A 23,537-nucleotide genomic window follows, 5' to 3' on the forward strand; every position below is an offset into this window, starting at 1 on the left:
AAGTGCTTGTTTTGGTTCTATATCTACTTTATAATAAGTAACTATAAATTAATTACATATGCATTTTCCGGAGGAGCCTGCCACCCCAGGCTCCTCTGTGTCCTTTTTAGGCATATCCACAGTGAAAACTGGCGGATATGCCTTTTTTGCGGCCGGAACTGCATAAATACATTACAAAGGAGTAAGATATGGAATTCATTTTGCACTTAGCTTTAATTTTGTTGTTCACGAAAATTGCTGGTCAGCTAGCCCTAAAGATTGGGCAGCCATCTGTGCTGGGGGAACTGCTTGCTGGTGTCCTCCTTGGTCCTGCAGTACTCGGCTGGATACAACAAACTTCCTTCATCCATGAATTCTCCGAAATCGGTGTACTTGTCCTCATGTTCATCGCCGGACTGGAAACAGATTTGGAACAGCTGAAAGCAAACTGGAAATCCGCATTTACCGTTGCTGTTCTCGGTGTCCTTTTCCCGTTCATCGGTGGTTACAGCCTTGCACTTGCATTTGGGATGAGTCAGGGACATGCACTTTTTCTAGCTTTGCTATTCTGTGCGACGAGTGTCAGCATTTCTGTCCAGGCATTAAAGGAAATGAACAAGCTGAATTCAAGGGAAGGTACGACAATCCTTGGAGCTGCAGTCGTTGACGATATCCTCGTCGTTGTCTTGCTTGCTGTGCTTATGAGTGTGCTAGGCACAGGCGAATCAGTCAGTCTTGGTGCATTAATCGGGAAGAAAGTACTCTTCTTCGGGGTTATCATCGTCGCTTGCATTTGGCTGATTCCGCTAGTCATGAAACTGTTTGCCCGTCTCCAAGTAAGTGAAGCAATCGTCTCAGGCGGCATCATCCTAGCACTTGTGTTCAGCTACTTTGCTGAGTACATGGGTGTCGCAGGCATTATCGGGGCATTTGCAGCTGGGATTGCCATTTCCCAAACCAAGCATAAAGAAGTCATTGAGCACAAATTAGAGCCAATAGCTTACGGAGTATTCGTTCCGGTTTTCTTTGTCAGCATAGGCTTGAACATCAGCTTTGAAGGGGTCGGATCACAGCTTCTGTTCATTGTGCTTATCAGCATTATGGCCATTGTGACGAAGCTTCTAGGCGGTGCGCTGGGCGCAAGGCTGACAGGCTTCAATGGCAGATCCTCCTTGGCAGTCGGAACTGGTATGGTTTCAAGAGGCGAAGTTGCCTTGATCATTGCCGGTACTGGCTTAAGCTCCGGTTTACTTGATCCGGAATATTACACAAGTATTATCATAATGGTTATTGTGACAACACTTGTAACGCCGTCCATGCTGAAATTTATCTTCTCCAAAACAGGAGATACCTCACAGCAGCGGTCTGTATCTTAAAACAAACGAAAGAGACTGTCAGTCAACGACAGTCTCTTTCTATTCGCTCAAAATATAGATGATAATGCAGCTGACAACCAGGGTTGAATGCTGCATCACATGCCGGACAATGGTCTGTATCCATATACTGATCGATACGGAGCGTAGTTTTACACACACCGCATAGTATTGCTTTTTCCTCGAATTGATCTTTCGGCCAGACTACGGCCTCATGACCGGCTGTTTCTTCATGGCATTGGTGACAAGGGTAAAATTGATTACAGCAGGCAAACTTAATTGCTATGACATCCAATGGAGAGTGATAATGAACGCACCTTGTCTCCGCATCTACTGTCTTTCCATGTACATGACACATATTAATTTCCTATGTGGAAATCAGAAAATGGATAGAAGGTCATCTTCACTTCTCCGATTACTTCTTTCTCTGAAATAAAACCGAACATGCGGCTGTCTTTACTGTTTGTACGGTTATCACCCATGACAAACACTTTACCTTCAGGTACCTTTTCCTCGCCGGTCAATTCCTTCAGTTTGAAATCACCAGTAACCATATCATCCGGCAAATAAGATTGATCCTGCGCTTCACCGTTCACATACAGCACATTATTTATAACCTCAATTGTATCCCCAGGCAGACCGATAACCCGCTTGATATAGTGGGCATCCGCATCGGGTGCGTTGAACACCACAATATCATTTCGCTCTATTTTCGAAACCTTGCTGACAATGACATGATCGCTATCCTGGTATGTCGGGAGCATTGACTCTCCATGCACCGTTGACGGTGTAAACAGGAAATATCGGCAGCCAAAAGCAATAATGACTGCAATCCCGATTGCTCGCAACCAAGAAAATATCTCTTTTTTTGTATTATTTTCTGACATAATTCTTTCTCCTAACCTATCTTTTTGTGAAGTATAGGGTACATGCTAAGTTTAGCAGTGTCAGAGATAGAAGCAAAGCGGAACCCCTTGTATGCAACAGCCATTACTTTCGTTAGCTATTGTCAGCCCAGCTCTTGCAAACATCTACCCATTCTTTTCCCTTGCCGTATTCGGCAAGTTCTTCACAAGTCAGCTCTATTGCCGAGTTACTGCTGCCACAGGCCGGAAAAACCGTAGAAAAACGTTTTAACGAGATGTCCATATAAACAGGCAAATCATTTATCAATCCAAACGGGCAAACCCCTCCGACAGCATGTCCTGTTTGTTCTAACGTTTCATCAGCAGAAAGCATCCGCGCCTTTAACCCGAATAGTTCTTTAAACTTTTTATTATCGATTTTTGCATCACCTGCAGCAACAATCAGCACAGATTCCCCATCTTCCCTGCCTCTGAAAGCTAACGTCTTCGCGATGCGTGCAGGCTCCACTTCGAGTGCAGCAGCAGCTAGATCTACAGTGGCACTAGATAAGTCGAGCTCTATGATATCTTTGCTTCGATTGTAATTCGCTAAATAATCTTTTACGTTTTCGATACTCATTTTATGTACCACCTTTTTTGAGGCATTATCGTATATGCATAGTTGGGCGCATATCTTTTGGGACAGCCATAAACTCTATCTCCACCTTGAGGTTAATCGTGGCCAATGTGCCTTCCACCTGGAACGGTGATCCTTTTGCAGATGAAGACCTGTTTGGCTGCCGATTGCTTCGACTACCTCAGCTATCGACATATTATCTGTAACCAGCTTATTTTCGAAGATTGGGTTCGAGAGACCTTGTACGCACCGTGGTATCTGCTGCACAGCCCAGGAAATCTGCTTGTTGCCCCGTTTGGCAAGGCGTACACGTAAGGTCTCCTCAGAAGCAGTTAATACGAGATGATAGGTTTGGTGCCCTTCCAATCGCAAATTTCCAATGATCTCTTTGTAGTAAGTCGGGTCTGTGATTGTCATTGGAACAATAATGACATCTTCCGTATTTGCAGCCATATAAGCCAGATGCTCATATACGATGGAACGCCAGAGCTCATGCTCCTGGAATTCCGGTTTCTGCATCGATTTCGGTATATGCTTCCTTATGTAAAAACCTGCTTCTTCAGGGTCATAGATGAATGCATTCGGCAGCCGATGCCGTAAAGCTATCGCTGTTTGTGTCTTTCCTGCACCGAATGCTCCATTAATCCAAATAATCATGTACGCCGTTCACACACCATGACGATATTGCCATCAGGATCCTCGAAATTGAAGAAAGCGACTGCTTCATCTTTCTCTAGTTCCCGGACAATCGTGCCTCCTTGTTCTCTGACCTTTTTATATGCCAGTCCAACATCTGTCGTCTCAAGCATGAAGGCAGGACGGATACCCGATGCATTATTCCGGTTATCATCGATAACGAGTCCTCTTCCATCAGCTGTTTCCATAAACTGCACCGGTCCCGATGTTGGTTGCGGTTGGGGCTTACCTAAAAGATTTGCATACCAATTTGCCGCCTTATTCACATCTTTTACATGCACAAACACACTGCCAAACTGGAAATCTGACACACCGCAACACTTCCCCTTTTTGAATATTTTACCATAAGGAGTGAACTGGTAATATAGGCAATAGGTTAGAAGAGAACATAAAAAGGACAAGCATATTAGGTATGCTGTCCTTTTAGACGGTACGTTGCTTGTTCATCTGTGTAATCCAAGTTAGGTATGACTACTGTCAGCACAAAGAACAGCAGGCTTATTCCGATGCTTATTAGAATTGGTAACTCTATCGCCGCTTTCCATAGGTCTACACCCAACTGCAGAAGCACATGATAAAGGATGCTGAAAATAAAAATATAGCTGTATCTTAGAATTCGCCCCTCAATTCTAATCCATATGACAGCCAAAGGAAGCAGGAACGCAGCAAGTCCAAGTGATACGCCGGCTAGTTGAACAGATACCTCTAATGACAATTCGTTGGATAGAATATGATACTGCCTTGCTACGTGCAGCAAGCCGGGAAATAGAGCCAGCCATGCTCCGCTCAACAAAATACAATTACACAGGAGTCTCATGTAAGCTGCTATTCCTTGTACCGGCCGATGAATAACCTTGCGTGTAAACATTTCTGAAATCACGAGTAACAGTGGAATAGGAAGCCATATGAAAAGCACCTCATCAGGCACACCTTGCCCCCAATACAAAACGAAAAGCTGAATGATATTTATCAGTATATCAAGCATATCAACTCAGTTCCTCCTCAAATGCCAGATTGACTGGCTCATCCTGCAGAGTATATGTCATATCTATATTCGTAGTCGGAACAGATTCATCCACTTTCTCAAATCGAAACCCATCTGCCCAAACCTTTCCTTTTCCGGATAAGATAACTCCAAAAGAAATGATGGCACTATTCTCCGGTACATCAAGCACAATACGATACCGAGTCCAATTTGTCGTTCCCAGGATTGGGCGGTTGCTCATGTTATCGAATTGGACAATATCATCAGATGTATTGTCTACTCGCATCCACATGCTGGCAAAGCTTTGTACATCTTCTGTCTTGATGAAGCAAGTCAGCTGCAGCCTTTTGCTTATATAGTTTGCTGCTTTGAATTGCTGCATCATCGTGGCAAATTCCTCCGCTCCCATGACCGTTTTCGATTTCAGATAACCTGATGCTTTCCCTTGATGTACATGTTTATAGTCAATCCCCATTTCATAATTGTGAGGATCGGAACCGCTTAGTATCCACCCTCGTACTTGTTTATCCTCCATCTTTTCCTCCTTCTGATGCAGAGCAGCTCGCATCATACGTCTGTATTTTCCTGGTGGAAGGCCGTAATGCTTTTTGAAAGCCCTGGTAAATGACTCTTGAGATTCAAAGTGAAACATGAATGCGATATCGAGTATTCCTAATTCAGTATGCAGCAGCGCAGCTGACGCTCCAGCCAGCCTCCTTCGGCGGATATAATCTGTGAACGACAATCCAACGGAAGACTGGAATAATCGATGAAAATGGAATTTGGAGAATCCGGCTTCACTTGCAACTTGGTCGGCCGTAAGAGGTTCATGTAAATTGTTTTCGATAAAAGAAATAGCTCTTTGTACAGTCGTTTCATTCCCCTGCACTTGCTCACCTCCTTAGTTAAAGCTTAACTTAAAAATATATTGCGCTTTTGATAATTTTTGCTGAGTTGTAAAAATATCCCGATATAACTAACAGCAAGCACTGGGGACGCGATGTCCAAGTAGCTGTGACACACGAAGGAGAAAAAGTGAAAGGTATATATTGTTATGGGAACTGCCGTCTCAATGGACTTATGCTTAATCGGAGGAAGAATTTTTGGTAAATAAAAAAGCAGACGCTATCACGTCTGCTCTGGTCGCCTGATATAGGTTTTTACTTCCGGTGCTTCATATTGACGGAACTTCTCCAGAAGACTTGCAGGCTCCGTATCTGAGATTGTCATTGTCCTGTATTTTTCATGCATGAACTGCTCATCTGCCATATGATCAAATAAGCTTACCAGCAGATCATAATAGCCCGCCACGTTCAAAATACCGATCGGTTTCTTATGGAGTCCGAGCTGCGCCCATGTGAAGATTTCAAAAAACTCTTCAAGCGTACCAGGTCCTCCAGGAAGTGCGATGAAGCCGTCTGCCAGCTCTGCCATTTTCGCTTTTCGTTCATGCATAGAAGAAACGACGATCAGCTCAGATACATGTGAGTGAGCGATTTCCCGCTTCTCCAGGAACTCAGGCATCACACCGATCACTGGACCGCCTGCTTGCATGGCTCCATTCGCTACTGCGCCCATCAATCCTACACTTGCCCCGCCATATACAAGTGTCAAACCTTGGGCTGCCAGTGTCTTCCCTAACTCTTTAGCCGCGGCGATGTATGCTGGCGAAGCGCCAACGCTAGAGCCGCAGAATACTGCAATGCGTTTCATCTTTCCACTCCTTTACTTGATCAGTTCCAGATTTGTATGAGCTACTTCCACCCCATTGGCAAGCAGTACAATACGGTGTATACCCGGATAATGAACCCTGGTGGTCAAGTCTTTCCAATTGTGGACTCGTTCTTTTGCGATACTCTCTCCCGCTGTGAATATCCGATCCGACAGGAGAAATTTTTTTCGGGAAATCCCGCGCTTTTTTATGAAGTCTATTGCATACTCTATACGCAGTTTCGCCTGCTTCTTCACATTAAAAGAATATGTCATCGTCACTGCATCACCGATGTTTATGCTATGACGATCCGTAACTATCCTGGCGTCAGCTAGCATTTCAGCCGCTTCCTCATAACCGAATAAAGCCATTACCTCTGGTTCCCCGCTTCGCAGCAGTGTACGACAGCCATGCCGGATGATCCAGTCCGTCTCTGATGAAAAACAGCTCCAGCGTTTCGCCGTCAAAATAACTTGTTTTGGATTATCCTTGGCAATATCATTCAAATTATTGGCAACACTTTTCCGTACATACAAAGAGGCGTCTGCTTTCAATAATTCCAGAACTTCAAATATAGGACTTGGATCTTCTTTGAACTGACGAATTGCCTGCCCCCATGGCAGCCTCGGACGGCAGCCTTCACTTGCCAGACGCCGCACATGATGATCATCAGATTGCGCCCATTCCACCATTCGTTTCATAATCCGATCAGGGGCCCTGATAAGAAACGGCCTGATGGCAAATTCTGCAGTCGAACGTTTTGTGAATTGCTCCAATGCTTTCAGCGATATTTCTTCATGCTCTGGTTCCACCCCGAAGACCTCGACAAAGTCTGGAAAAAACAAATAAGGAAACCCCTCACACTGGTCCTGAATAGCAAGCAGAATACCTAATGCTTCTGGATAATTCTCCGGAAGAAAGGAACCGAGTACCATGCTGATCCGGCGTATTCGACCTTTTAATTCGAGTTCTTCCCATTTAGCATCCATCACTGCATCAACGAACTTTCTTTTATCGAAATTATGATGAGCTTGTTTCACCTTGGAAGCGAAACCTTTCAGAAAATCCTCCGTATACATTGCTTTCAAGGGTTCTGCCACAACTACCGCCTCCAGGAATTTATATCTATATTCTACAGGAAAAAAGCGGTAAACTACAAATAGCCCTCGTCAGAGGATACTTTTTAAAAATTGGGTGAAGAAAAGGATAGCAAAATAACTTAGAACTAATCCCGCTCCAATGGAAACCCATTTGACAAATGTTTCGTTTACGACCCTTCTTGTACCTGCGACGATACTCATCAGACCGATATCATGCACTTGGATACCTGCCAGAATACCGAGTCCAGCGACAATGAAGGAAAGCTCGTTTCCTTCTGAAAAGCTGCTTGATAAAAAGGTACCAAAAACGCTTATCCAAAACACGAGGTTACTAGGTGAAATTGCTACAAGCAGTCCGTTTTTGTAAGAGGATAGCAGTTTTTTTGTCGATTTCTCACCGTTGATCATAATCTGCTTGTCCGCATTTTTGATACTGTCATAGGCAATATACAACAAGAAGAGAGCACCAAGCAGCCACATGCCTGTCTGAATTGCAGGGGTTGCCAAAATCGGGGCAAGACCAAGAAAAAGAGCGACCATCAACAGAAAATCAACCGTCATACCGCCTATTCCCACCATCCAGCCGTGTACAAAACCATTCTTTAAGCCTTGTTTGGTCATCTCAATCGTAACTGTACCAACCGGGAGAGCGATAGACAGCCCTAAAAGCACATTTGTCAGAAACAAAGATAACAAGAGTATCACCGCCTATCACAATATACTAAATATACATAATATTGTTTAATCATACAATGAGAGGAGCATACAGATTGTCCAAACAAGAACAAATTCATCTGCGTCCCATATCCGTTTCCGATGCGCCGACCTTATTTCAATTCTGGTCCGATCCGGATGTGACTGCTTTTATGAATATCAACCCAATGCAGTCTGTAGAACAGGCAGAAGAGATGATTTTATACCTGACGCAGCTGGAACATGCTGGTCGCTATACAATCGTTCTGGAAGATGACACAATCGTTGGTACTTGCGGATTCAACTACATTGATGCCGAGAATCAACGCGGAGAAATTGGCTATGAAATAGGAAAGGAATATTGGAGAAAAGGTTATATGAGCCAAGCATTGCAAGCTTTAATCGAGGAAGGCTTCCATACGTTAAAGTTGAACCGAATTGAAGCAAAGGTGGAGCCGGGTAATGCACCTTCGCGTCGCCTGCTCAAAAAAGCCGGCTTTCATGAAGAAGGTATTCTACGTCAATATGAAAAATTGAATGGTGTTTTCCTGGATATGGTCATGTACAGCCTGCTTCACTCTGACTAATCATCTATATGAAACTTTTAAATAGATTATTCGTATGAAGTGTCAGAGATTGCATGAGGTGATAGCAGTGACAATGTGGCAGCGCAAAGGTAAAAGAAACAGAGAATCCAAGATTTCGGTAACAATAATCTTAACCATACTAGTTGGATTTTCCCTCGCTTTTGTAGCCGCCCTCTACTATTTTGGTTTTCTTGGTGCCTTCAGCATCCTTGGTGTTGCTTATGAATCACCCAAGCATTTGGCCGTATTCGTCGGTGTATATCTTGTTCTAAGTATTTTCGGTGAGTTATTTGCAAAAGCTTTCTATTATATTCTCACTAAGAAGCATAAGACACAGACCTTATATGAGTTTATGATTGCTTTTTCTTTGAATTTTTTAATGAATTGGATTGCAATCTCCATTGTGAATGGCTTATATGAACCTGTACATTTAGTATGGTATACGGAGATTGTTGTCACAGCTTTCATTGCCCTGACAGAGGTAACCTTGGCTCATGAAAAGAAAAAAAGAAGAAGAAACCGCGGTACATAACCGCGGTTTCTTTTCCTATTGATTAGTAACCGTAGCCGCCTCCAACGTAAGAAGCACCGATGATGATTAACAAAATGAAAAGTACTACTAGAAGCGCGAAACCGCTGCCGTATCCTTTTCCGCCGCCGTAACTTTCAGACATGATATCCCTCCTTTTTGACTCAAGTCATTCTATGTATGTTCCCTTGGATGCGTACCGGTTATCATGGAATAAACAGCCCAATAAACAATAAAAAAAATCGCTCCCGAATCAATGATTTCGGAAGCGATCACATTTGTCTTTTCATTTGTTCACACTGCTTTCTTAATTACTGCTGTTTTTATAGGAATTTCCGCCCTTAGAGCCGATCTCCTGAAAATGCTTCTTATCATGGGCGTCTGCGTTAGCATTACCGCCTTTAGTACCAATCTCTCTATAGAAATCTTTATCATGGTTATTGGATGTTGCTTGTCCGCCTTTTCTGCCCGCTTCTTCATTACTCATTTTGTTATTGTTCTGTGTCATGATAGTCTCCTCCTCCAGATATGCGTCTCTTTCACATTAGTTTAACGAAGCGCAGCCACGCTTAATAAATGTATTCCCGATAAACGGTTACTTAAACAAAATCAGATACAGAGTCAGAAGGAGGCGTTCAGGGTTTTATCATGCCTTAGATTGTGATTAACAAACAGCCAAAACAGGAGGTTATGAAGAGGAATGAAAAAGGAAGCAGGGATGACTCCCCTGCTTCTCCATATTTTTATGCAGCACATTTCCAGCTTTTATCGTGACCTTTGCCTTTCCCATTTCCTTTGTCTGCACCTTTATGTTTTCCATTATCGGTTTTACATGAAACCGGCTCTTCCGCTTGAGCTGACTTGACGATATTATCCGTTGCAACAGGTTTTAGCTGATACGTATCATTGAAGATAGATGAAATACCTGTAATATCAACTTTTTCTCCTTCTTGGAACTGTGAAGTGAAGGCGTCATGATTCAATCCAATTCGATTGTCTACTCGCACACGCGTCACGTTTCCATCTGCTGCTTCTGCATCAAACTCAAACGTCCCATATGTGCCGACCGCTTCGATATTCTGGATTGTCACTTCACTGAGTTTAACAAGCTGCCCTTGGTTCGTGTCATCAACCACAGAAACAGACTTAGGTGCTGGTACCTCTGCTTGGCCAATAATTTCGGACTTGATGATATCCGTTACTTCCACTTCCCCGTTATAGGTAGTTTTTACAGCGCTGATTTGGACAAGGTCCCCTGCTTTAAAGCTGTCACTGTCTTGAAAAACATAAATACCGGCAGTGTCGTCTTGTACATAGAAACCTTTCCCGCCAAAGCTGCCCGGGGTTGACGTTACAACGCCCTCTATCGTAACGACCTCTCCATCCTGTACATCGCGCGCTTCCTCAATAGCTACCTGCTGCGGAAGCTCCACCTCGTCTTCCGGCAGGGGTTCTGTTTCAACGTTTCCGACCTGTACAGACTTAGTCAGAAGATTGCTGCCATCCTTGCGAAGTCGCAAGCTTGCAGTACCATCCGCAGTCGACGGATTCAATTGGGCAGGTACATCTGCTACAGCTCTTCCTGTCGCATCTGCAGTGACGGAGAAACTGCTGCTATATCCATAGCTGCTCGGCCAAGACCCGGTCGTATTGAACTTCCCGATTTGCTGTCCACCCGGTAAGTAAGCACCTAGCTGCAAACCAGTCAGTGTTTCACCCGGCTCCAGATCTTCCACCACAACTCGCACGGTGAATTCCTGCTGAGTTGGTAATGTAGCAGGCGTCACAACATCGTACGTTGGATTGGATGCTACTTCATCAGATCCGTAGGAACCAGCAGCAAACGTGCTCGGATCATACCAGCGATATCCGGCTGGCGGATTAGACCATGGTTCTGCTTGTGTTTCAGTAGTTTGCTCTGGATTTTCATTGATTGTAGCTGTTTCAAGCAGGGGAGTCTCCTCACTCAAAGAAATAGATGTTTCCTCAAAGCTTGAATAGCTTTCCTTTTCACTCAACCACTCCATAACATTAAGCAGATACTGCCCGTTATTACCTTCTCCTGTAAAGCCATCATACGTACGTTTCGTTCTGCCGCTGTCCTCGCGAAGATACTTAGGTGTAGCATCTTCTACAGGCGATGAGTCGCCAATGAATGCAGCTTTACCTTGCTCGACTTTGGATATTGCCGCAAAAGCACCTTCATCAATTCCACCGCCAGCGTAAACTCCCTGGTCGACAGCATTCGGCCAAGCTGGAATATTTTCCGGGAAATAAATTAAGCCTTTGGATTTCGTTGGGTCGAGAATTGTCAATGTAGCTCCTGCGTGTGATTCAACGACTTCAATACCTTCTGTAATCCCAAAGGAATCAGATGGCTCGACCACAGTCTGTCCAGATTCAATATCTCCTACAGCATTGAATCGGAAGCGGATGCCGAAATTATCTCCAAGCCAGTCGGAGCTCTCTACACCTTGCATTCGATCAGAATTTGCTTCATCAGCCGACATACCTTTAGCTGGATCTTCAAAAGCTCCTCGGCGATAACCATTAAAGATTTCTCCAGAGTCCCAGCGGTTGTAGTTGCGATCGGCATTATAATGATCTCCGATGAAGAAGATACTACCGCCCTCCTGCGTGTAGCGCAGCATCGCATCCTGCTCTGATGTCTTGAAAGGGATGTTCGGTTCCGGAATGACGAAAACATCGTACGCACTAATATCCTCATACGTGATAGCGGATGTTTTTCGTAATTCCTTCACGTAGTAGCCTTCCTCAGCCAAGGCATTACCAAAATCAGAAAAAGCACCATCAATAACCCAGTCTGCGGCACCAGCAGTCTGTCCATGTGTATTATCAAATAAGACCTTTTTCCCGTTCGCCTCCCCCTTTGGCTGTATTTCCGGTGCAGGGTCAGCTGCAGTTTCAGCTTGACTTTGTACTGCATAACCGAAGACTGTAAAAGGAATAAGCAAAACAGCCAATACGAAGAACTTCCAATCCATCGCTCTTTTCACGAGCAGATTCCTCCCTTAATTTAATAGATAAAGCATAGCAAATACTCGTCTACATTTGTATTCGTTTACAAAAATGCTACAAAGATAAGAGAATATTTACGCAGCTGTAATCCTATTATGTAAAAGGAAGATTTATTATCATCCCACAACCTTCATACAAAAAAACCTGCATGCTCAGCATGCAGGTTTTTTTTCAGTCTATGACTGCTTGTGCTGTGGTTCCTTCTTTCAGGGTGAAATCCTTACTGGAGGCGTCCATGTAATGCACTTCTATATAAGCCGAATCCTCTTCTTGTCCGGTTGCTTCCTTAAAACTGGCAAAATCGCTATATTCTTGCTGTCTCCACACCCAGCTGTTTTCTTTGTCTTTATCGTATACATTTCTAGTCATAGAAGTATTGCTGTTTGTTTGGAAGTCATTTGCGATAAATAGACCATTCTTGCCGGCTGTGAACACATTATATGAGATTTCATTGCCGCTAATATCATGCTGCAGAAGCAGCTGACCGCCATAAAGGTCTTTTGTGTCATTTCTGAAAAGCACGTTATAGGTGATAGACGAATTTTTAGTTCCGCCTCGCTCCTCATCATAGCCTCCAATTGAAATGCCTGTATAGTTATTTTCATATACTTCGTTTTCAGTAATTTCAATGTTATCAGCGTACTGTCCTTTATGCTCAGAAGTTGCCTCAATACCTAGATCATTTCGGAAAACTGTATTCGCTTTTATTTTGATATTCTTAGCACCATCTACATAAATGCCGCCTGCAGAGTAATCTTCTCCATATGCTGGATTGCCATAAGAAGAGTTATCATGCACTACATTGCCCTGAACTGTTCCGTTCCTTACATAATCTGCATCAGGGTCTTCCGATGTACCCTCATATCCAATCAGATCAATTCCGATATTGTTGTTATGGCGAACGGTATTGCCTGTTACAGCAAATCCATCAATATTACCGTTCAGCACAACTGCTTCACTAAGACCAAGGGTTAATTCCTCTACAATATTATCCATAACCCGTATTTGTTCCATTTTGCCGGTTCCATATACTGCAATACCGTGGGCATTGCCTTCATCTGAAGCGTTCCCTATATGGTGGATATGATTTTGAATGATAGTAATATGAGAGCTATTGCCCGTTATGAGGATACCCATCACAGCAAAGTCAGGAGAATCTACATTCAAATCCTGAATGGTTAGTCCTTGTATTGTGATGTATTCGTTGTCATCAACATTCACAACTGCTGTATCTTCTTCCATTACCTTTTCTTTTCCGCTGATGACCACTTCTTCATCTTCAAAATTCCGAATGATAACTGGTGCCTCTTCCGCTCCGCTATGGACTGATTCAAATCCATCCGTATAAGTTCCTCCACGAATATAAACGGTTGTACCTGCGGTGGCTTGATCCACAGCTGCCTGTATCGTACGAAGGGGCTTTTCTTTCGTTCCTTCATTCTCATCGTTGCCATCAGTAGCAACGAATAGCTGTTTGGGAGCGGTTACTGCTTCCACTTCCTTCTTGTTGTTCGACGCAATCGAATAGATGCCCGCGCCAATCAAGCACAGTACGATTGCGACCAGGATCGTTATTCTCATTAGCTGACTCTTTTCTATGCAAAATTTGCCGTTCTTGGCTACTGCTAGTATGATACCGTTCATTAGGCAATTTGTATAGGAGCCCTGCTCAATCTTCACAATATCTTTATTCTCACAAAAATCGCTCTTTTAATTCGGGTGATGGCAGCATGCATTGATCTTGTTTGCCGAACCAGCGGTAACGATTTTTAGCCACATATCGGTAAACCATATCTCGAATTGGCCGCGGTATGATAAGAGCTGCAGCAGCCAATTTCCATACACCATCCAGATTTCGAGCGATACGCAAAATCGCACTGGATTGCATATACACCTTGCCATTTTCCACAAGTATGATGCTGTCTACGTTATCCGGGATTTGCTTAGTCTCTTTCAGCTGTCCGCCAAAATCGCTTTGGAGGGAGGCGAAATTGAAGTAAGCAGCTTTGTCATGTTTTATGATAAATTGGACACTGCTATTACATAAGTTGCAAACACCATCAAAAAGAATGATTGCCTTGCTATCCATTCTATCCCTCCTTCTGTTATTCACTCACTCTATTATGAAGCATCAATTCATTTTCACTAGTAAGATATGTCGTCTTATAGACTTCCTGCCGGTCCAAATTCTTTTCCATCAATGTTACATAATATGTTTCCTTTTCCCCCGGAACGTTTTCAATAACCGTTTCTCTCGTGAAACGCTCTCCGAATAGCTCCCACCGCTCTACTTTACCTGTTTCTGCAGGGAATCCTCCGTTTTCTTCCTGACCATGCCGCTGGGTAACGAATTTAACTGCTTCTCTGGCAGAATAACCTGGATCGATGTCTCCCATCTCATCAATTGGAGGCGGTGCCGATTGCACCTGACCGATAAGGAAAACCGTCAAGTAAGCTAGGATTGGCACATACAGCACCAGTCATCCGATACGCGCCTTTTTCGTTATATATATTAGACCGAGTTCAATCAAAGCGAACAGTATCGCCAAAAATGCACCTAGACCAGCAGCAAACAGAAAAGCAGCAGAACTTTGAGAAGAAAGACTCAAGACTGCAAACGGCAGTCCCCCTAATCCATGCAGTGCAATATAAAGTCCTATCTTCCCCGGATCAACTGGTTTTACTTTCCTGCTGATCAGCCAGGAAATGCAGATGCCATAAATAAAAATAAAAGGACTCATATACATAGCGAAGATAAGTGCTCCTCCAATGCTTATGTCCTGATCCATCTGTAAAAAGCCGTTTAAACCGACACATAAAGAAAACATACTAACAAGTAAAAAGCCTGCCCCAAATTTATGCCCGATGTTCATTGCATATCCTCTAAACCAAGATGCTGAATGATCACCTCTGCTGTCTCAGAAGCCGAAAGATCATCGGTTTGAAGCCGTACATAATTTGTTTCCTTGATTTCTCCCTCTCTTGATTGAAGGCGGCTTGTTTCCATCGTGCGTAGAAGATCCGCTTTCGAAAAGGCAATATTCCTTTTTGTCGGCTTATGCTCCAAACGGTTCTCGGTTACGTTACGTTTTAATCTGATATCGACATCTGCTTGCAATTCGACGAAATAGACTGTTATACGCTGCTGTTTAAAGATTGCACACATTCTATCAACCGTTTCCCAATCTTCCTGACTTGAAAAATCCCATACAAAAGTGAATATAAAACCCGGAAGATTTGTCTTAGCTACTGATTGGAATATTTCTTCTCTAAAAAGCGTGGATAGACGCCACATTTCCTCACTAAATCCGAAGAAAGGTACTAGCAAATCAATTGTCATATGATTGTGCAGTAATCGATATCCCATCCGTTTCTCAAGCTCTTGCCCGACTGTCATTTTCCCGACAGCCTGCGGTCCAAATAATAAGATGACTTCCACAAAACCACCCCTTTTCCTTTAAGTGTATCAATAATAAAGTAAGATTTGTAAATTTTTGTATAGATGAAAGATGCATGGAAAAAACCGCAGAGCACGCAGCCCTGCGGTTTCGCCTTAGAAGAATAGTTTGATAAATTTATGAGCAGCATCCAGTAGTTGATTGCAGGCTGTAGGGATGACAGTGAAGAGTGCGAGCAGAAGAGCCAGATTATCTTTTGGCTGTTTTGGATTGGTTGGGGAATCCTTCATGGCAGACATTCCTCCCTTCAAAATCTCATCGGGCAGGTCTGTTGCTGGGAAGTAAAGTCCGATAACTGTTACGATACAGTTAGTATCCCTCACGTGCTGATAATTATGTATGTTGTTGACAAAATGTCAACAACAGCGTATTTTTTAATGGTTAGGGGGATACGCAAATGGAAAAACAACGGCATACAAGACGTAAGAAGAAGCGACGAATAGGCAGGTATATCCTACTCATCCTCCTTGTGCTCCTAATTGGGGCTGGTTCCTTCCTTTTCCTTACTGCAAAAGATGTAAAGCAGACGGTGGACGGTATACAGAAGGAATCTGCAGCTATTGATGATGGCGTAACATCGGAAAAAGTGAAGAACAAAGAGCGCATCAATATCCTGCTGCTTGGTGTTGATGAACGTGATGGTGATGCAGGACGCTCTGATGCGCTTTTGATGATGTCCTTGGATCCTGCTTCAGAATCAATGGATTTAATCAGTATCCCACGGGATACGCGTACAGAAATTGTCGGTCACGGTACAGTAGATAAGATCAATCACGCCTACGCATTTGGCGGAGTGGATATGTCCATTAATACGGTTGAAAACCTTTTTGATACGGATATTGATTATTTCGTGGAGATAAATATGGAAGGATTATCCGATCTGGTTGATGCTGTTGGCGGAATAACTGTACAGAATGAATTAGACTGGTATGATGAAGGATTCTATAAGAAGGACTATCATTATAAAAAAGGCGAAATCACGCTGGATGGTCCGCAGGCTCTTGGTTATGCAAGAATGAGACATTTGGATCCGGAAGGTGATTTCGGGAGGAATGCCCGTCAGCGCCAAGTGATCGAAGCTGTGATCAATAAAGGAGCAAGCATTAAATCGGTTAACAAAATTGACGACCTACTTAAAGTGATGGGCAATAATGTACAGACCAATCTTAATCTTTCTTCCATGCAGCACTTGTTTACAGATTACCGGAATGTCCGGCAGTCTGTCCAAGAGCATGAGATGAAAGGACAAGGTACAACCATTGATGGTATTTACTATCTGCTCATCCCTGATGAAGAGATTCAAACCATACATGATAGCATCAGCAAATAAAGCGATCCACAACGGATCGCTTTTTTCTATTAGTCACGCAATAGAATTTTTCTTCTGTAATAAAAATGCGGCAAATAACAAAATCACGGCAACCCATAGACTGTGAAGACCAATTATTCGTTCACTAAAGCTGCCGAGTGCGGCACCGAGCAGATAGAGGAGAATTGCTGCTCCTCTAAGATAAGTATCAACCATGGATTGTGACCTACGAGTAACCCAGTCTGCGATTCCTTCAACAAAGGCAGCCAGCGTGCTAGTCAACACCGTGGAGGAAACCCCAGCGACCTTCATATTCCTGCCAGCAATGGTCTGCATCCCCATAGCTGCACTTAAAGACACCAATAACACAATAGACCAGATAGAGGAAGCCGGTACGAAGAGTACGCACAATGCAATGGTTGTCAGCCACACAAACTCGGCAAACACGATTCTTCTTGGCTCTCCTTTTTCTTTTCCAACTATTTTAGTTGCTAAGATTCCTATGACAAATCCAAGTAAAGCAAATAATGCGTTATTTATTACGACCTGCCTTGCATCTCCCAAACCAATTCCAAGGAGAACGATATTCCCTGTCATATTCGCAGTAAACACATGTGCTAATCCGATATATCCCAATACATCGACAAGTCCTGAAACGACACATAGAATCAAAACTGCCACTTGAAAATTTCTATGCTGCACTTCCATCCCTTCTTTCTCTTTCATTTCTACCTCATTGATTGACAAATTGTCAACACTCTTGTACCTTTAACAGGTGATTGAACAAAGGAGGCATCTTTTCATGCAAATGAATGACAAGCTAATCACATTATTGAAGCATAAAACCAAAGAAAAAGGTTTATCGATGCGTGCTTTAAGCAGGCAAACTGGCATCGATCCAGCAATTGTATCCAAGATCATGAATGGAAAACGCAATGCAACGGTAAATCATTTACATAAATTGAGCGAATCATTGGATGTGCCCCTTGAAGAATTAATGACTGCAGCCGGCTTTATTGAATCCGTACCGATTGATGGGCAGCAGCATCTACTAGCTCTTTGTCAGCAAGCTGATCCAGATTTCAGTCAGGGACGCGTAGAAAAACAGCTTGCTTCATACGAGGAAGTCGCACTGACTGAAGGCGGAAAACAAATTATTGACGAGAAATTCGAAGAGAAGCTTAATGCAGTTGGAAGTGTCGGCAAGCTTGTCCAAGACTTGAAGCAGATGTACGTCAAATTTCAGACCGGCGCGGGATCTAAACGTGAATTGATCATTCTCGGAGCAGCATTGTTATATTTCATCAATCCAATTGATGCGCTTCCTGATTATATTTTTCCTTTTGGATATCTGGATGATACCTTGGCAGTGCATTCCGCTATGCAGGCTACCAATAAATAAAAGGAGAAACGCTTGTGGAATCTTGGATGACTGACCTAATGGAAACCTACGGATACCCTGCCATTCTTTTTTTGATGGCTTTTGAGAATATCTTTCCGCCAATTCCTTCCGAAATCATACTTCTATTCGGGGGCTTTCTCGCTGCCACTACCAGCTTAAGTCCCGTAGGTGTAATTTTGTCCGCAACTGTTGGGGCTATGCTCGGAAGCGTTATATTGTATTGGGTCGGAAAGCTTTTCGATCTGGAACGGCTCGAGGTTTGGGTGGAACGCTGGGGTCGATATTTGAAATTAAAAAGCTCCCATTTACATAAAGCAGATAGCTGGTTTGATAAATATGGCGTATGGACAGTATTCCTATGCCGATTCATCCCTGTCGTACGAAGTCTCATATCGATTCCGGCAGGTATGGCGAATATGCATTTCGGCTTGTTTCTTCTCTATTCTACTTTTGGCACGTTAATTTGGAACGCTGTCATGGTCATGCTTGGTGTATGGCTTGGCGCATCGTGGGAAAGTGTAGAAACATACCTTGGTTATTATCAATACGGCGTTCTTGCTTTAGCACTACTTGTTTTAGCAGGTGCTGGAATCTGGTTCCTGCGAAAGCTCCGGAAGAAGAATACAATTCAAACAGTAAGGAAGAAAACAAATGTATGAAATTATTGTAGGGCTCATCATGGGCTTAGTGGAAGGGTTGACGGAGTTTGCTCCTGTCTCCTCCACCGGGCATATGATTATCGTTGACGATTTATGGCTGAATATTGATCAGCTTTTCAATAAGGAAGTTAGCATCACATTCATGGTCGTGATTCAGCTAGGTTCCATACTGGCTGCCGTGATTGTGTTCAAGGACCGATTCATGGACATACTCGGAATAAGAAAACTGGAGGGAAAGACGGAACAGCTTCCAGGCAAGCAAGGTAGATTCAGCCTGGGGATTGTCATTACAGGTCTTATCCCGGCAGCAGTGCTCGGTTTCTTCGTGCAGGATATGGTGGACAACTATCTGTTTTCAATTATCACAGTGATTGCAGCACTCATTGCAGGTGCTATCCTCATGTTATTTGCAGACCGCCACACCAAAAAACATTCACCTACAGTAGAATCTTTGGATGAACTAACGTATAAAAAGGCGTTCTTGATTGGCCTCTTCCAATGTATCGCTCTTTGGCCTGGGTTTTCCCGTTCTGGCTCGACCATTTCAGGCGGTGTCCTATTAGGACTGAATCACCGTGTAGCGTCTGACTTCACCTTTATCATGGCAGTTCCTGTTATGGCAGGTGCAAGTGCACTTACGCTTATGAAGCACTTGGATGCTTTCACTCCTGATGTCATTCCGTTCTTTGTTGCTGGATTTATCAGTGCGTTTGTTTTTGCACTGCTTGCAATACGGACTTTCCTAAAAATAATATCCAAGTACAAGCTTGTTCCATTTGCTATTTACCGCATTGTACTTGCTGCTGTTTTGCTGGTTGTCGTACTTGCAGCAAGCTGAAGAATTCATTGAAAAAGGCGATCTGATTAAAACCAGATCGCCTTTTCCCTTTTAGCGGAATCCTAGTTCATCCTGCTGTTCTTCCCACCATTTCCCAGACTTGCTTTTCTTGTATTCCCGCTTCATATTCTTAATGATGTCTTTAGCGGAAACCTCATCTCCTTGATGTTTAGCTGCTGCCAGGAAAACAAAGAGTTCCTTGAGCTGTGCAAACGAGAAACCTTCTGTCTTATCAACCACTTTATCCACTTCTTCTTGATTCAATAGATTCAGGAAGCCAACTTTCTCAACATACTGGCTGCGCAAGGATGCATCCGGCAAAGTGATTTCATAGCCGCGATCAAATCTTCCTGCACGATTAATCAAGCCAGGATCGATTTCTTCCGGATAGTTGGTTGTTCCAATCAAGAAGATACCTTCCTTGGAAGTTGCTCCGTCCAATGTATTCAAGAAGTAGGAACGCACTTCATCCGGCATAGAGTCGATATCCTCGATGACCAGTACCATTGGTGCCAGTCGTGTAGCAGAACTGAATACTTCCTCTATCGATTCACTGGATGTATGCTCCGTAATCTGCCAGTAAGCCACAGGTGCTGCAACCGTATTGGCAATCGACTTCACAAGTGTTGTTTTTCCGTTTCCTGGCGGTCCATATAATAGGATCCCACGGCGATACGGAATATCATAGGTTGTGAAAAAGGATCGATCTTCTGTAAAGAATTGATCCAGCATGCCATAAATTTCTTTTTTTACAGAATCATTGAGCACGACATCTTCGCGCTTCACCGTATTTGTGACTTGCTGCTGTTCCTGTGTGACACCCTCGCCATTATCCTTGAAGACAAGAACTTCATCTCTGCTTTTCTTCCAGACTCTATCTCGAAGCGTTTGCAGGAAGGAGGTGATATTTTCTTTTCCTGTAGCCAGCACACATTGCAAATACACGATGCTGGCATCACTGAAATACGGGATTCTCGCAAAAGCAACACCAGCAGCAGGATATGCATACAACTGGTTATTCAACGCGCGGTATACCTTATAAACTGGCACCTGTGCTTCTTCATCGTATTCAAATGTATAGCTTTCCAGCCGCTCAAAAAGCTGAGCAACATGCTCGATTTCCGGATTTTCTTTTCGGATATCTTCTTCTACGATAGTCCATAATTCAAAATGAACATCGTCTGTATTATACACAGCGTAAAATTCACCATACTTTTCCTGGAGTTCCTCTTGCATGCTTTTCATTAATCCCGCAAATGCAGGGTATCCAGGCATCTCTTTTCCTGTTTCCTTAACTGTTTCTTCATACAAGTAACGCAATCAGTTTCCCCCTCGTACTTACTTCCCTTTCATCTTAACTGATAGCATGAACCATTAATAGATTTTTCTTCCATAAATGTCATCTGCGAAGGAAACCGCCTTCTGAATGAAGCTCCTGTCCCGTCACCCAGTAGCCATCTTCTCCGACTAGGAAACTGATAAGTCTCGCTGCATCATCCGGCTCTCCGATTCTCCCCATTGGAAATTGAGGAAGCAGGTGCTGTCTTATATCGTCTGTCATCCATGTACTGTCTGTCGGACCTGGATTGACTGCATTGACATTGATTCCAACCTGCGCCAAATCAGCAGCAAGAGATTGAGAGAATGCCGTAATGGCACCCTTGGTAGCAATGTATGCCAGTTCGTCAGGCATAGGCCCTTGGCTCTGACCAGAAGTGAGGTTTACGATACTTCCTTTGTCGGCTGGCCGATGCTTTTTGAAAAGTTTTGCGAATTCTGCGCAAAGCAGGAAGACACTTCTCATATTCACAGCATAATGACGATCAAGCTGAACCCTATCAAGTTCCTCATAGCTGCCATTCTGTGAAAAAGCAGCACAATTGATTAATATAGCCGGAACTCCTAGCTGCTGCTGTACTTCTTGCAGAATAGTTTCGGCTGTCTCCGGTTGTTCTAGATCTGCTTCCATACCAAAGCTTTTGACTCCGGCTTCTTTCAACTCGCTCCTAAGCTGTTCAGGCCAAGTCTCACCTGCCCGCCAATATGTAAAAAAGATATCCACCCCTTGTTCTGCTAGCCGGCGGCATACTGCCGTACCAATGGAGCGGGGATACGAAACTCCAGTTACTATTGCTATCTTAGTCATCTATAAGAACCTCCTGTTATTACTATCTCTTAACATCATTCGTTTACACTGAAAGGAAATCCTACTTACAAGGAAATATCACTTTGAAAATGCTTTGTTTTTTACCGTTTACAGTGTAGTCATTACGATACTGATTTACAGCTGGCTTCTTTATAAAGCTATTTCCGTATCTGCATTTAATCATAACGATATGTGGGTATCAATCATTGTTCCTCTTTTTGTGATCGGCTGGATTAACACCAGAGAAAAAGGTTTTCAGCGTACGATTTCTTTCTCCTGACAGCCTCGATCTGTACAGCTTTGGATATTTACTTCCATACATACCAAAGTATCTTTATTTGATCAGCAAAAAAGCAGGAGTGATCCTCCTGCTCTATACTTATTCTCCTTAAATTTATCTGCATTCAATAAACAATTTATTTCATTACAAAAAAAACTTCTCCCCCATTTTCACAGGGAAAAAGTTTTTCTTACTTCACTAAGCTCTCAACTGCATCGTCCACAATTTGCTCGTTCGCAATCGGGCCAGTGTACAGCCAGCTTGTTTCTTTATCATATTTATAGACATTGCCGTCTTTGATAGCTGGTACATTTGCAAGTAATGGATCATCCAGGATTTCAGATCCATCACCTTCATCACTATTGATCAAGAAGAGGTGGTCAACATCCATTTCAGCCAATTGCTCAAGAGAAACTGGGTTCCAGTTTGCTGTTGCACCTTTGGAAATTTCCTTAACGCCTTCTGGCACTGTAAGACCTAGATCACCGTAAAGTACCGCACCGCTTGATAGGTTCTCACTTACGATGTAAAGCTGTCCGCCGACAAGCCAGATAGCAGCCGCAGATTCATCGCCAATTGCAGATTGGATTTGTTCTTTTGCATCTGCTGCTTTTGCATCATAATCATCAAGCACCTTTTGTGCTTCATCCTCTTTACCGAAGATTTCTCCGACTGTTTGCAGTTCTTTACGCCAGTCGCCGTTCTCTTCCGTACCCATTACATAAGTAGGGGCAATTTTATTGTACTGCTCGTACTTATCGCCTTCTACCAAGGAAGCAGAATCCATGATGATTAAGTCTGGTTTAAAGCTTGCTACTGCCTCAAAAGGAAGTGTGGAATCAATTGTTGGTACATCCTTCAAGCTATCCTGTAAGTAACCTTGTGGATCGCCATTATTTACAGACCATTGCGCTACTGGTGTAATATCAAGTGCTACAAGGTTATCCTCCAAATAGGAAGCAAGTACATTTTTAGGATTTGCAGGAATCTCGACCTCATGGCCCATTGCGTCCGTAACTGTACGTGTTTCACTGCTCTCTTTATCGGAGGAATTATTTTCAGCATTGTCACTTGAATCGTTATTGCCGCAACCTGTTATAATGAATACAACACTGGCGAAGACTGCCAGCAGTAAAAACATACTCTTTCTTTTGAACAAGGGACTCACCTCTTGGTTTATGTTATAATCTCATATTAGATGATAACAATTCTCATTATCAATTACAAGCATCATTTCATTCATTTGGTATACATAGAGCGCAGAAAGCGGG

At 43.3% G+C, this 23,537-nt stretch carries 29 protein-coding genes and 1 pseudogene; 7 read left to right on the plus strand and 23 right to left on the minus strand.

Annotation, left to right across the window (positions count from 1 at the left end; genetic code table 11):
* The first annotated feature begins 188 nt into the window (after positions 1 to 188).
* Positions 189 to 1,355 (plus strand): cation:proton antiporter, encoded by a 1,167-nt coding sequence (locus ABXS78_RS17135; RefSeq protein WP_366248242.1) that lies wholly within the window; start codon positions 189 to 191, stop codon positions 1,353 to 1,355.
* Positions 1,356 to 1,377: 22 nt separating this feature from the next.
* Here ABXS78_RS17135 and ABXS78_RS17140 read toward each other — a convergent pair whose 3' ends face one another.
* The 10 genes from ABXS78_RS17140 to ABXS78_RS17185 all read right to left on the minus strand — a co-directional run bounded on the left by ABXS78_RS17140 (position 1,378) and on the right by ABXS78_RS17185 (position 8,022).
* Positions 1,378 to 1,710, minus strand: coding sequence for a CHY zinc finger protein (locus ABXS78_RS17140; protein ID WP_366248243.1), 333 nt, complete (start codon positions 1,708 to 1,710; stop codon positions 1,378 to 1,380).
* 1 nt (position 1,711) lies between these two features.
* Positions 1,712 to 2,239, minus strand: coding sequence for a signal peptidase I (gene lepB / locus ABXS78_RS17145; RefSeq protein WP_366248244.1), 528 nt, complete (start codon positions 2,237 to 2,239; stop codon positions 1,712 to 1,714).
* 112 nt (positions 2,240 to 2,351) lie between these two features.
* Entirely contained in the window at positions 2,352 to 2,837 is a 486-nt protein-coding gene (locus ABXS78_RS17150; protein WP_366248246.1) for a YbaK/EbsC family protein, read from the minus strand.
* Between the two features lie 75 nt (positions 2,838 to 2,912).
* On the minus strand, positions 2,913 to 3,491 hold the full coding sequence (locus tag ABXS78_RS17155) for an AAA family ATPase (RefSeq protein WP_366248247.1): 579 nt from the start codon (positions 3,489 to 3,491) through the stop codon (positions 2,913 to 2,915).
* Positions 3,488 to 3,841, minus strand: a complete 354-nt coding sequence (locus tag ABXS78_RS17160; protein ID WP_366248248.1) for a VOC family protein — start codon at positions 3,839 to 3,841, stop codon at positions 3,488 to 3,490. Before ABXS78_RS17160 ends, ABXS78_RS17155 begins: the two co-directional genes overlap by 4 nt.
* Before the next feature lie 95 nt (positions 3,842 to 3,936).
* Positions 3,937 to 4,515 (minus strand): hypothetical protein, encoded by a 579-nt coding sequence (locus ABXS78_RS17165; RefSeq protein ID WP_366248249.1) that lies wholly within the window; start codon positions 4,513 to 4,515, stop codon positions 3,937 to 3,939.
* A 1-nt stretch (position 4,516) separates the two neighbouring features.
* Positions 4,517 to 5,404: an AraC family transcriptional regulator gene (locus ABXS78_RS17170; RefSeq protein ID WP_366248250.1), complete on the minus strand. Its 888-nt coding sequence runs from the start codon at positions 5,402 to 5,404 to the stop codon at positions 4,517 to 4,519.
* A gap of 239 nt (positions 5,405 to 5,643) precedes the next feature.
* Positions 5,644 to 6,228 carry a TIGR00730 family Rossman fold protein gene (locus ABXS78_RS17175; RefSeq protein WP_366248252.1) on the minus strand — a complete coding sequence of 195 codons (585 nt, stop codon included), beginning with the start codon at positions 6,226 to 6,228 and terminating at the stop codon, positions 5,644 to 5,646.
* Between the two features lie 12 nt (positions 6,229 to 6,240).
* Positions 6,241 to 7,326 (minus strand): DNA alkylation repair protein, encoded by a 1,086-nt coding sequence (locus ABXS78_RS17180; RefSeq protein WP_366248253.1) that lies wholly within the window; start codon positions 7,324 to 7,326, stop codon positions 6,241 to 6,243.
* Between the two features lie 69 nt (positions 7,327 to 7,395).
* Positions 7,396 to 8,022, minus strand: coding sequence for a LysE family translocator (locus ABXS78_RS17185; protein ID WP_366248254.1), 627 nt, complete (start codon positions 8,020 to 8,022; stop codon positions 7,396 to 7,398).
* 74 nt (positions 8,023 to 8,096) lie between these two features.
* On the opposite strand from ABXS78_RS17185, the gene ABXS78_RS17190 reads away from it, so the two are divergent.
* Entirely contained in the window at positions 8,097 to 8,606 is a 510-nt protein-coding gene (locus ABXS78_RS17190) for a GNAT family N-acetyltransferase (RefSeq protein ID WP_366248255.1), read from the plus strand.
* Positions 8,607 to 8,679: 73 nt separating this feature from the next.
* A complete protein-coding gene (locus tag ABXS78_RS17195; RefSeq protein WP_366249974.1) occupies positions 8,680 to 9,138 on the plus strand; it encodes a YrvL family regulatory protein in 459 nt (152 codons plus the stop codon).
* Positions 9,139 to 9,160: 22 nt separating this feature from the next.
* Here ABXS78_RS17195 and ABXS78_RS17200 read toward each other — a convergent pair whose 3' ends face one another.
* The 9 genes and pseudogenes from ABXS78_RS17200 to ABXS78_RS17240 form a co-directional block, all read right to left on the minus strand.
* Entirely contained in the window at positions 9,161 to 9,280 is a 120-nt protein-coding gene (locus tag ABXS78_RS17200) for a YjcZ family sporulation protein (RefSeq protein ID WP_084160736.1), read from the minus strand.
* Positions 9,281 to 9,463: 183 nt separating this feature from the next.
* Positions 9,464 to 9,643: pseudogene (locus ABXS78_RS17205) on the minus strand (glucose starvation-inducible protein B); the annotation flags it as partial.
* Between the two features lie 235 nt (positions 9,644 to 9,878).
* On the minus strand, positions 9,879 to 12,152 hold the full coding sequence (locus ABXS78_RS17210) for a DUF5689 domain-containing protein (protein ID WP_366248257.1): 2,274 nt from the start codon (positions 12,150 to 12,152) through the stop codon (positions 9,879 to 9,881).
* Between the two features lie 193 nt (positions 12,153 to 12,345).
* The gene (locus tag ABXS78_RS17215) at positions 12,346 to 13,755 is read right to left on the minus strand and encodes a DUF1565 domain-containing protein (RefSeq protein WP_366248258.1); all 1,410 of its coding nucleotides are present in this window, start codon (positions 13,753 to 13,755) and stop codon (positions 12,346 to 12,348) included.
* A 112-nt stretch (positions 13,756 to 13,867) separates the two neighbouring features.
* The gene (locus ABXS78_RS17220; RefSeq protein WP_366248259.1) at positions 13,868 to 14,263 is read right to left on the minus strand and encodes a thiol-disulfide oxidoreductase DCC family protein; all 396 of its coding nucleotides are present in this window, start codon (positions 14,261 to 14,263) and stop codon (positions 13,868 to 13,870) included.
* Between the two features lie 16 nt (positions 14,264 to 14,279).
* Positions 14,280 to 14,642 (minus strand): hypothetical protein, encoded by a 363-nt coding sequence (locus tag ABXS78_RS17225; protein WP_366248260.1) that lies wholly within the window; start codon positions 14,640 to 14,642, stop codon positions 14,280 to 14,282.
* A gap of 12 nt (positions 14,643 to 14,654) precedes the next feature.
* A complete protein-coding gene (locus ABXS78_RS17230) occupies positions 14,655 to 15,047 on the minus strand; it encodes a hypothetical protein (protein ID WP_366248261.1) in 393 nt (130 codons plus the stop codon).
* Positions 15,044 to 15,613, minus strand: a complete 570-nt coding sequence (locus ABXS78_RS17235; protein WP_366248262.1) for an AAA family ATPase — start codon at positions 15,611 to 15,613, stop codon at positions 15,044 to 15,046. The genes ABXS78_RS17230 and ABXS78_RS17235 overlap by 4 nt, the downstream gene beginning before the upstream one ends.
* Positions 15,614 to 15,727: 114 nt before the next feature.
* Positions 15,728 to 15,862 (minus strand): hypothetical protein, encoded by a 135-nt coding sequence (locus tag ABXS78_RS17240; RefSeq protein ID WP_286160680.1) that lies wholly within the window; start codon positions 15,860 to 15,862, stop codon positions 15,728 to 15,730.
* Between the two features lie 167 nt (positions 15,863 to 16,029).
* Between ABXS78_RS17240 and ABXS78_RS17245 the strand changes: the two genes are divergently transcribed.
* Positions 16,030 to 16,962, plus strand: coding sequence for an LCP family protein (locus tag ABXS78_RS17245; protein WP_366248263.1), 933 nt, complete (start codon positions 16,030 to 16,032; stop codon positions 16,960 to 16,962).
* A gap of 33 nt (positions 16,963 to 16,995) precedes the next feature.
* Here ABXS78_RS17245 and ABXS78_RS17250 read toward each other — a convergent pair whose 3' ends face one another.
* Positions 16,996 to 17,688 carry a YoaK family protein gene (locus ABXS78_RS17250; RefSeq protein WP_366248264.1) on the minus strand — a complete coding sequence of 231 codons (693 nt, stop codon included), beginning with the start codon at positions 17,686 to 17,688 and terminating at the stop codon, positions 16,996 to 16,998.
* A gap of 55 nt (positions 17,689 to 17,743) precedes the next feature.
* Between ABXS78_RS17250 and ABXS78_RS17255 the strand changes: the two genes are divergently transcribed.
* Genes ABXS78_RS17255 through ABXS78_RS17265 form a run of 3 tightly spaced genes read left to right on the plus strand, consistent with a single transcriptional unit; the run spans position 17,744 to position 19,840 of the window.
* The gene (locus tag ABXS78_RS17255; protein WP_366248265.1) at positions 17,744 to 18,343 is read left to right on the plus strand and encodes a helix-turn-helix domain-containing protein; all 600 of its coding nucleotides are present in this window, start codon (positions 17,744 to 17,746) and stop codon (positions 18,341 to 18,343) included.
* A gap of 14 nt (positions 18,344 to 18,357) precedes the next feature.
* On the plus strand, positions 18,358 to 19,002 hold the full coding sequence (locus ABXS78_RS17260) for a DedA family protein (protein WP_366248266.1): 645 nt from the start codon (positions 18,358 to 18,360) through the stop codon (positions 19,000 to 19,002).
* The gene (locus tag ABXS78_RS17265) at positions 18,995 to 19,840 is read left to right on the plus strand and encodes an undecaprenyl-diphosphate phosphatase (RefSeq protein WP_366248267.1); all 846 of its coding nucleotides are present in this window, start codon (positions 18,995 to 18,997) and stop codon (positions 19,838 to 19,840) included. The genes ABXS78_RS17260 and ABXS78_RS17265 overlap by 8 nt, the downstream gene beginning before the upstream one ends.
* Before the next feature lie 51 nt (positions 19,841 to 19,891).
* Here ABXS78_RS17265 and ABXS78_RS17270 read toward each other — a convergent pair whose 3' ends face one another.
* The 3 genes from ABXS78_RS17270 to ABXS78_RS17280 form a co-directional block, all read right to left on the minus strand.
* Positions 19,892 to 21,160, minus strand: coding sequence for an ATP-binding protein (locus tag ABXS78_RS17270; RefSeq protein ID WP_366248268.1), 1,269 nt, complete (start codon positions 21,158 to 21,160; stop codon positions 19,892 to 19,894).
* A 79-nt stretch (positions 21,161 to 21,239) separates the two neighbouring features.
* Positions 21,240 to 21,986 (minus strand): SDR family oxidoreductase, encoded by a 747-nt coding sequence (locus tag ABXS78_RS17275; protein WP_366248269.1) that lies wholly within the window; start codon positions 21,984 to 21,986, stop codon positions 21,240 to 21,242.
* A 470-nt stretch (positions 21,987 to 22,456) separates the two neighbouring features.
* Positions 22,457 to 23,407, minus strand: a complete 951-nt coding sequence (locus tag ABXS78_RS17280; protein WP_366249975.1) for an ABC transporter substrate-binding protein — start codon at positions 23,405 to 23,407, stop codon at positions 22,457 to 22,459.
* Positions 23,408 to 23,537: the final 130 nt, after the last annotated feature.

Origin of the sequence: Terribacillus aidingensis, from assembly GCF_040703035.1 — a bacterium.
Classification (GTDB): Bacteria; Bacillota; Bacilli; order Bacillales; family Amphibacillaceae; genus Terribacillus.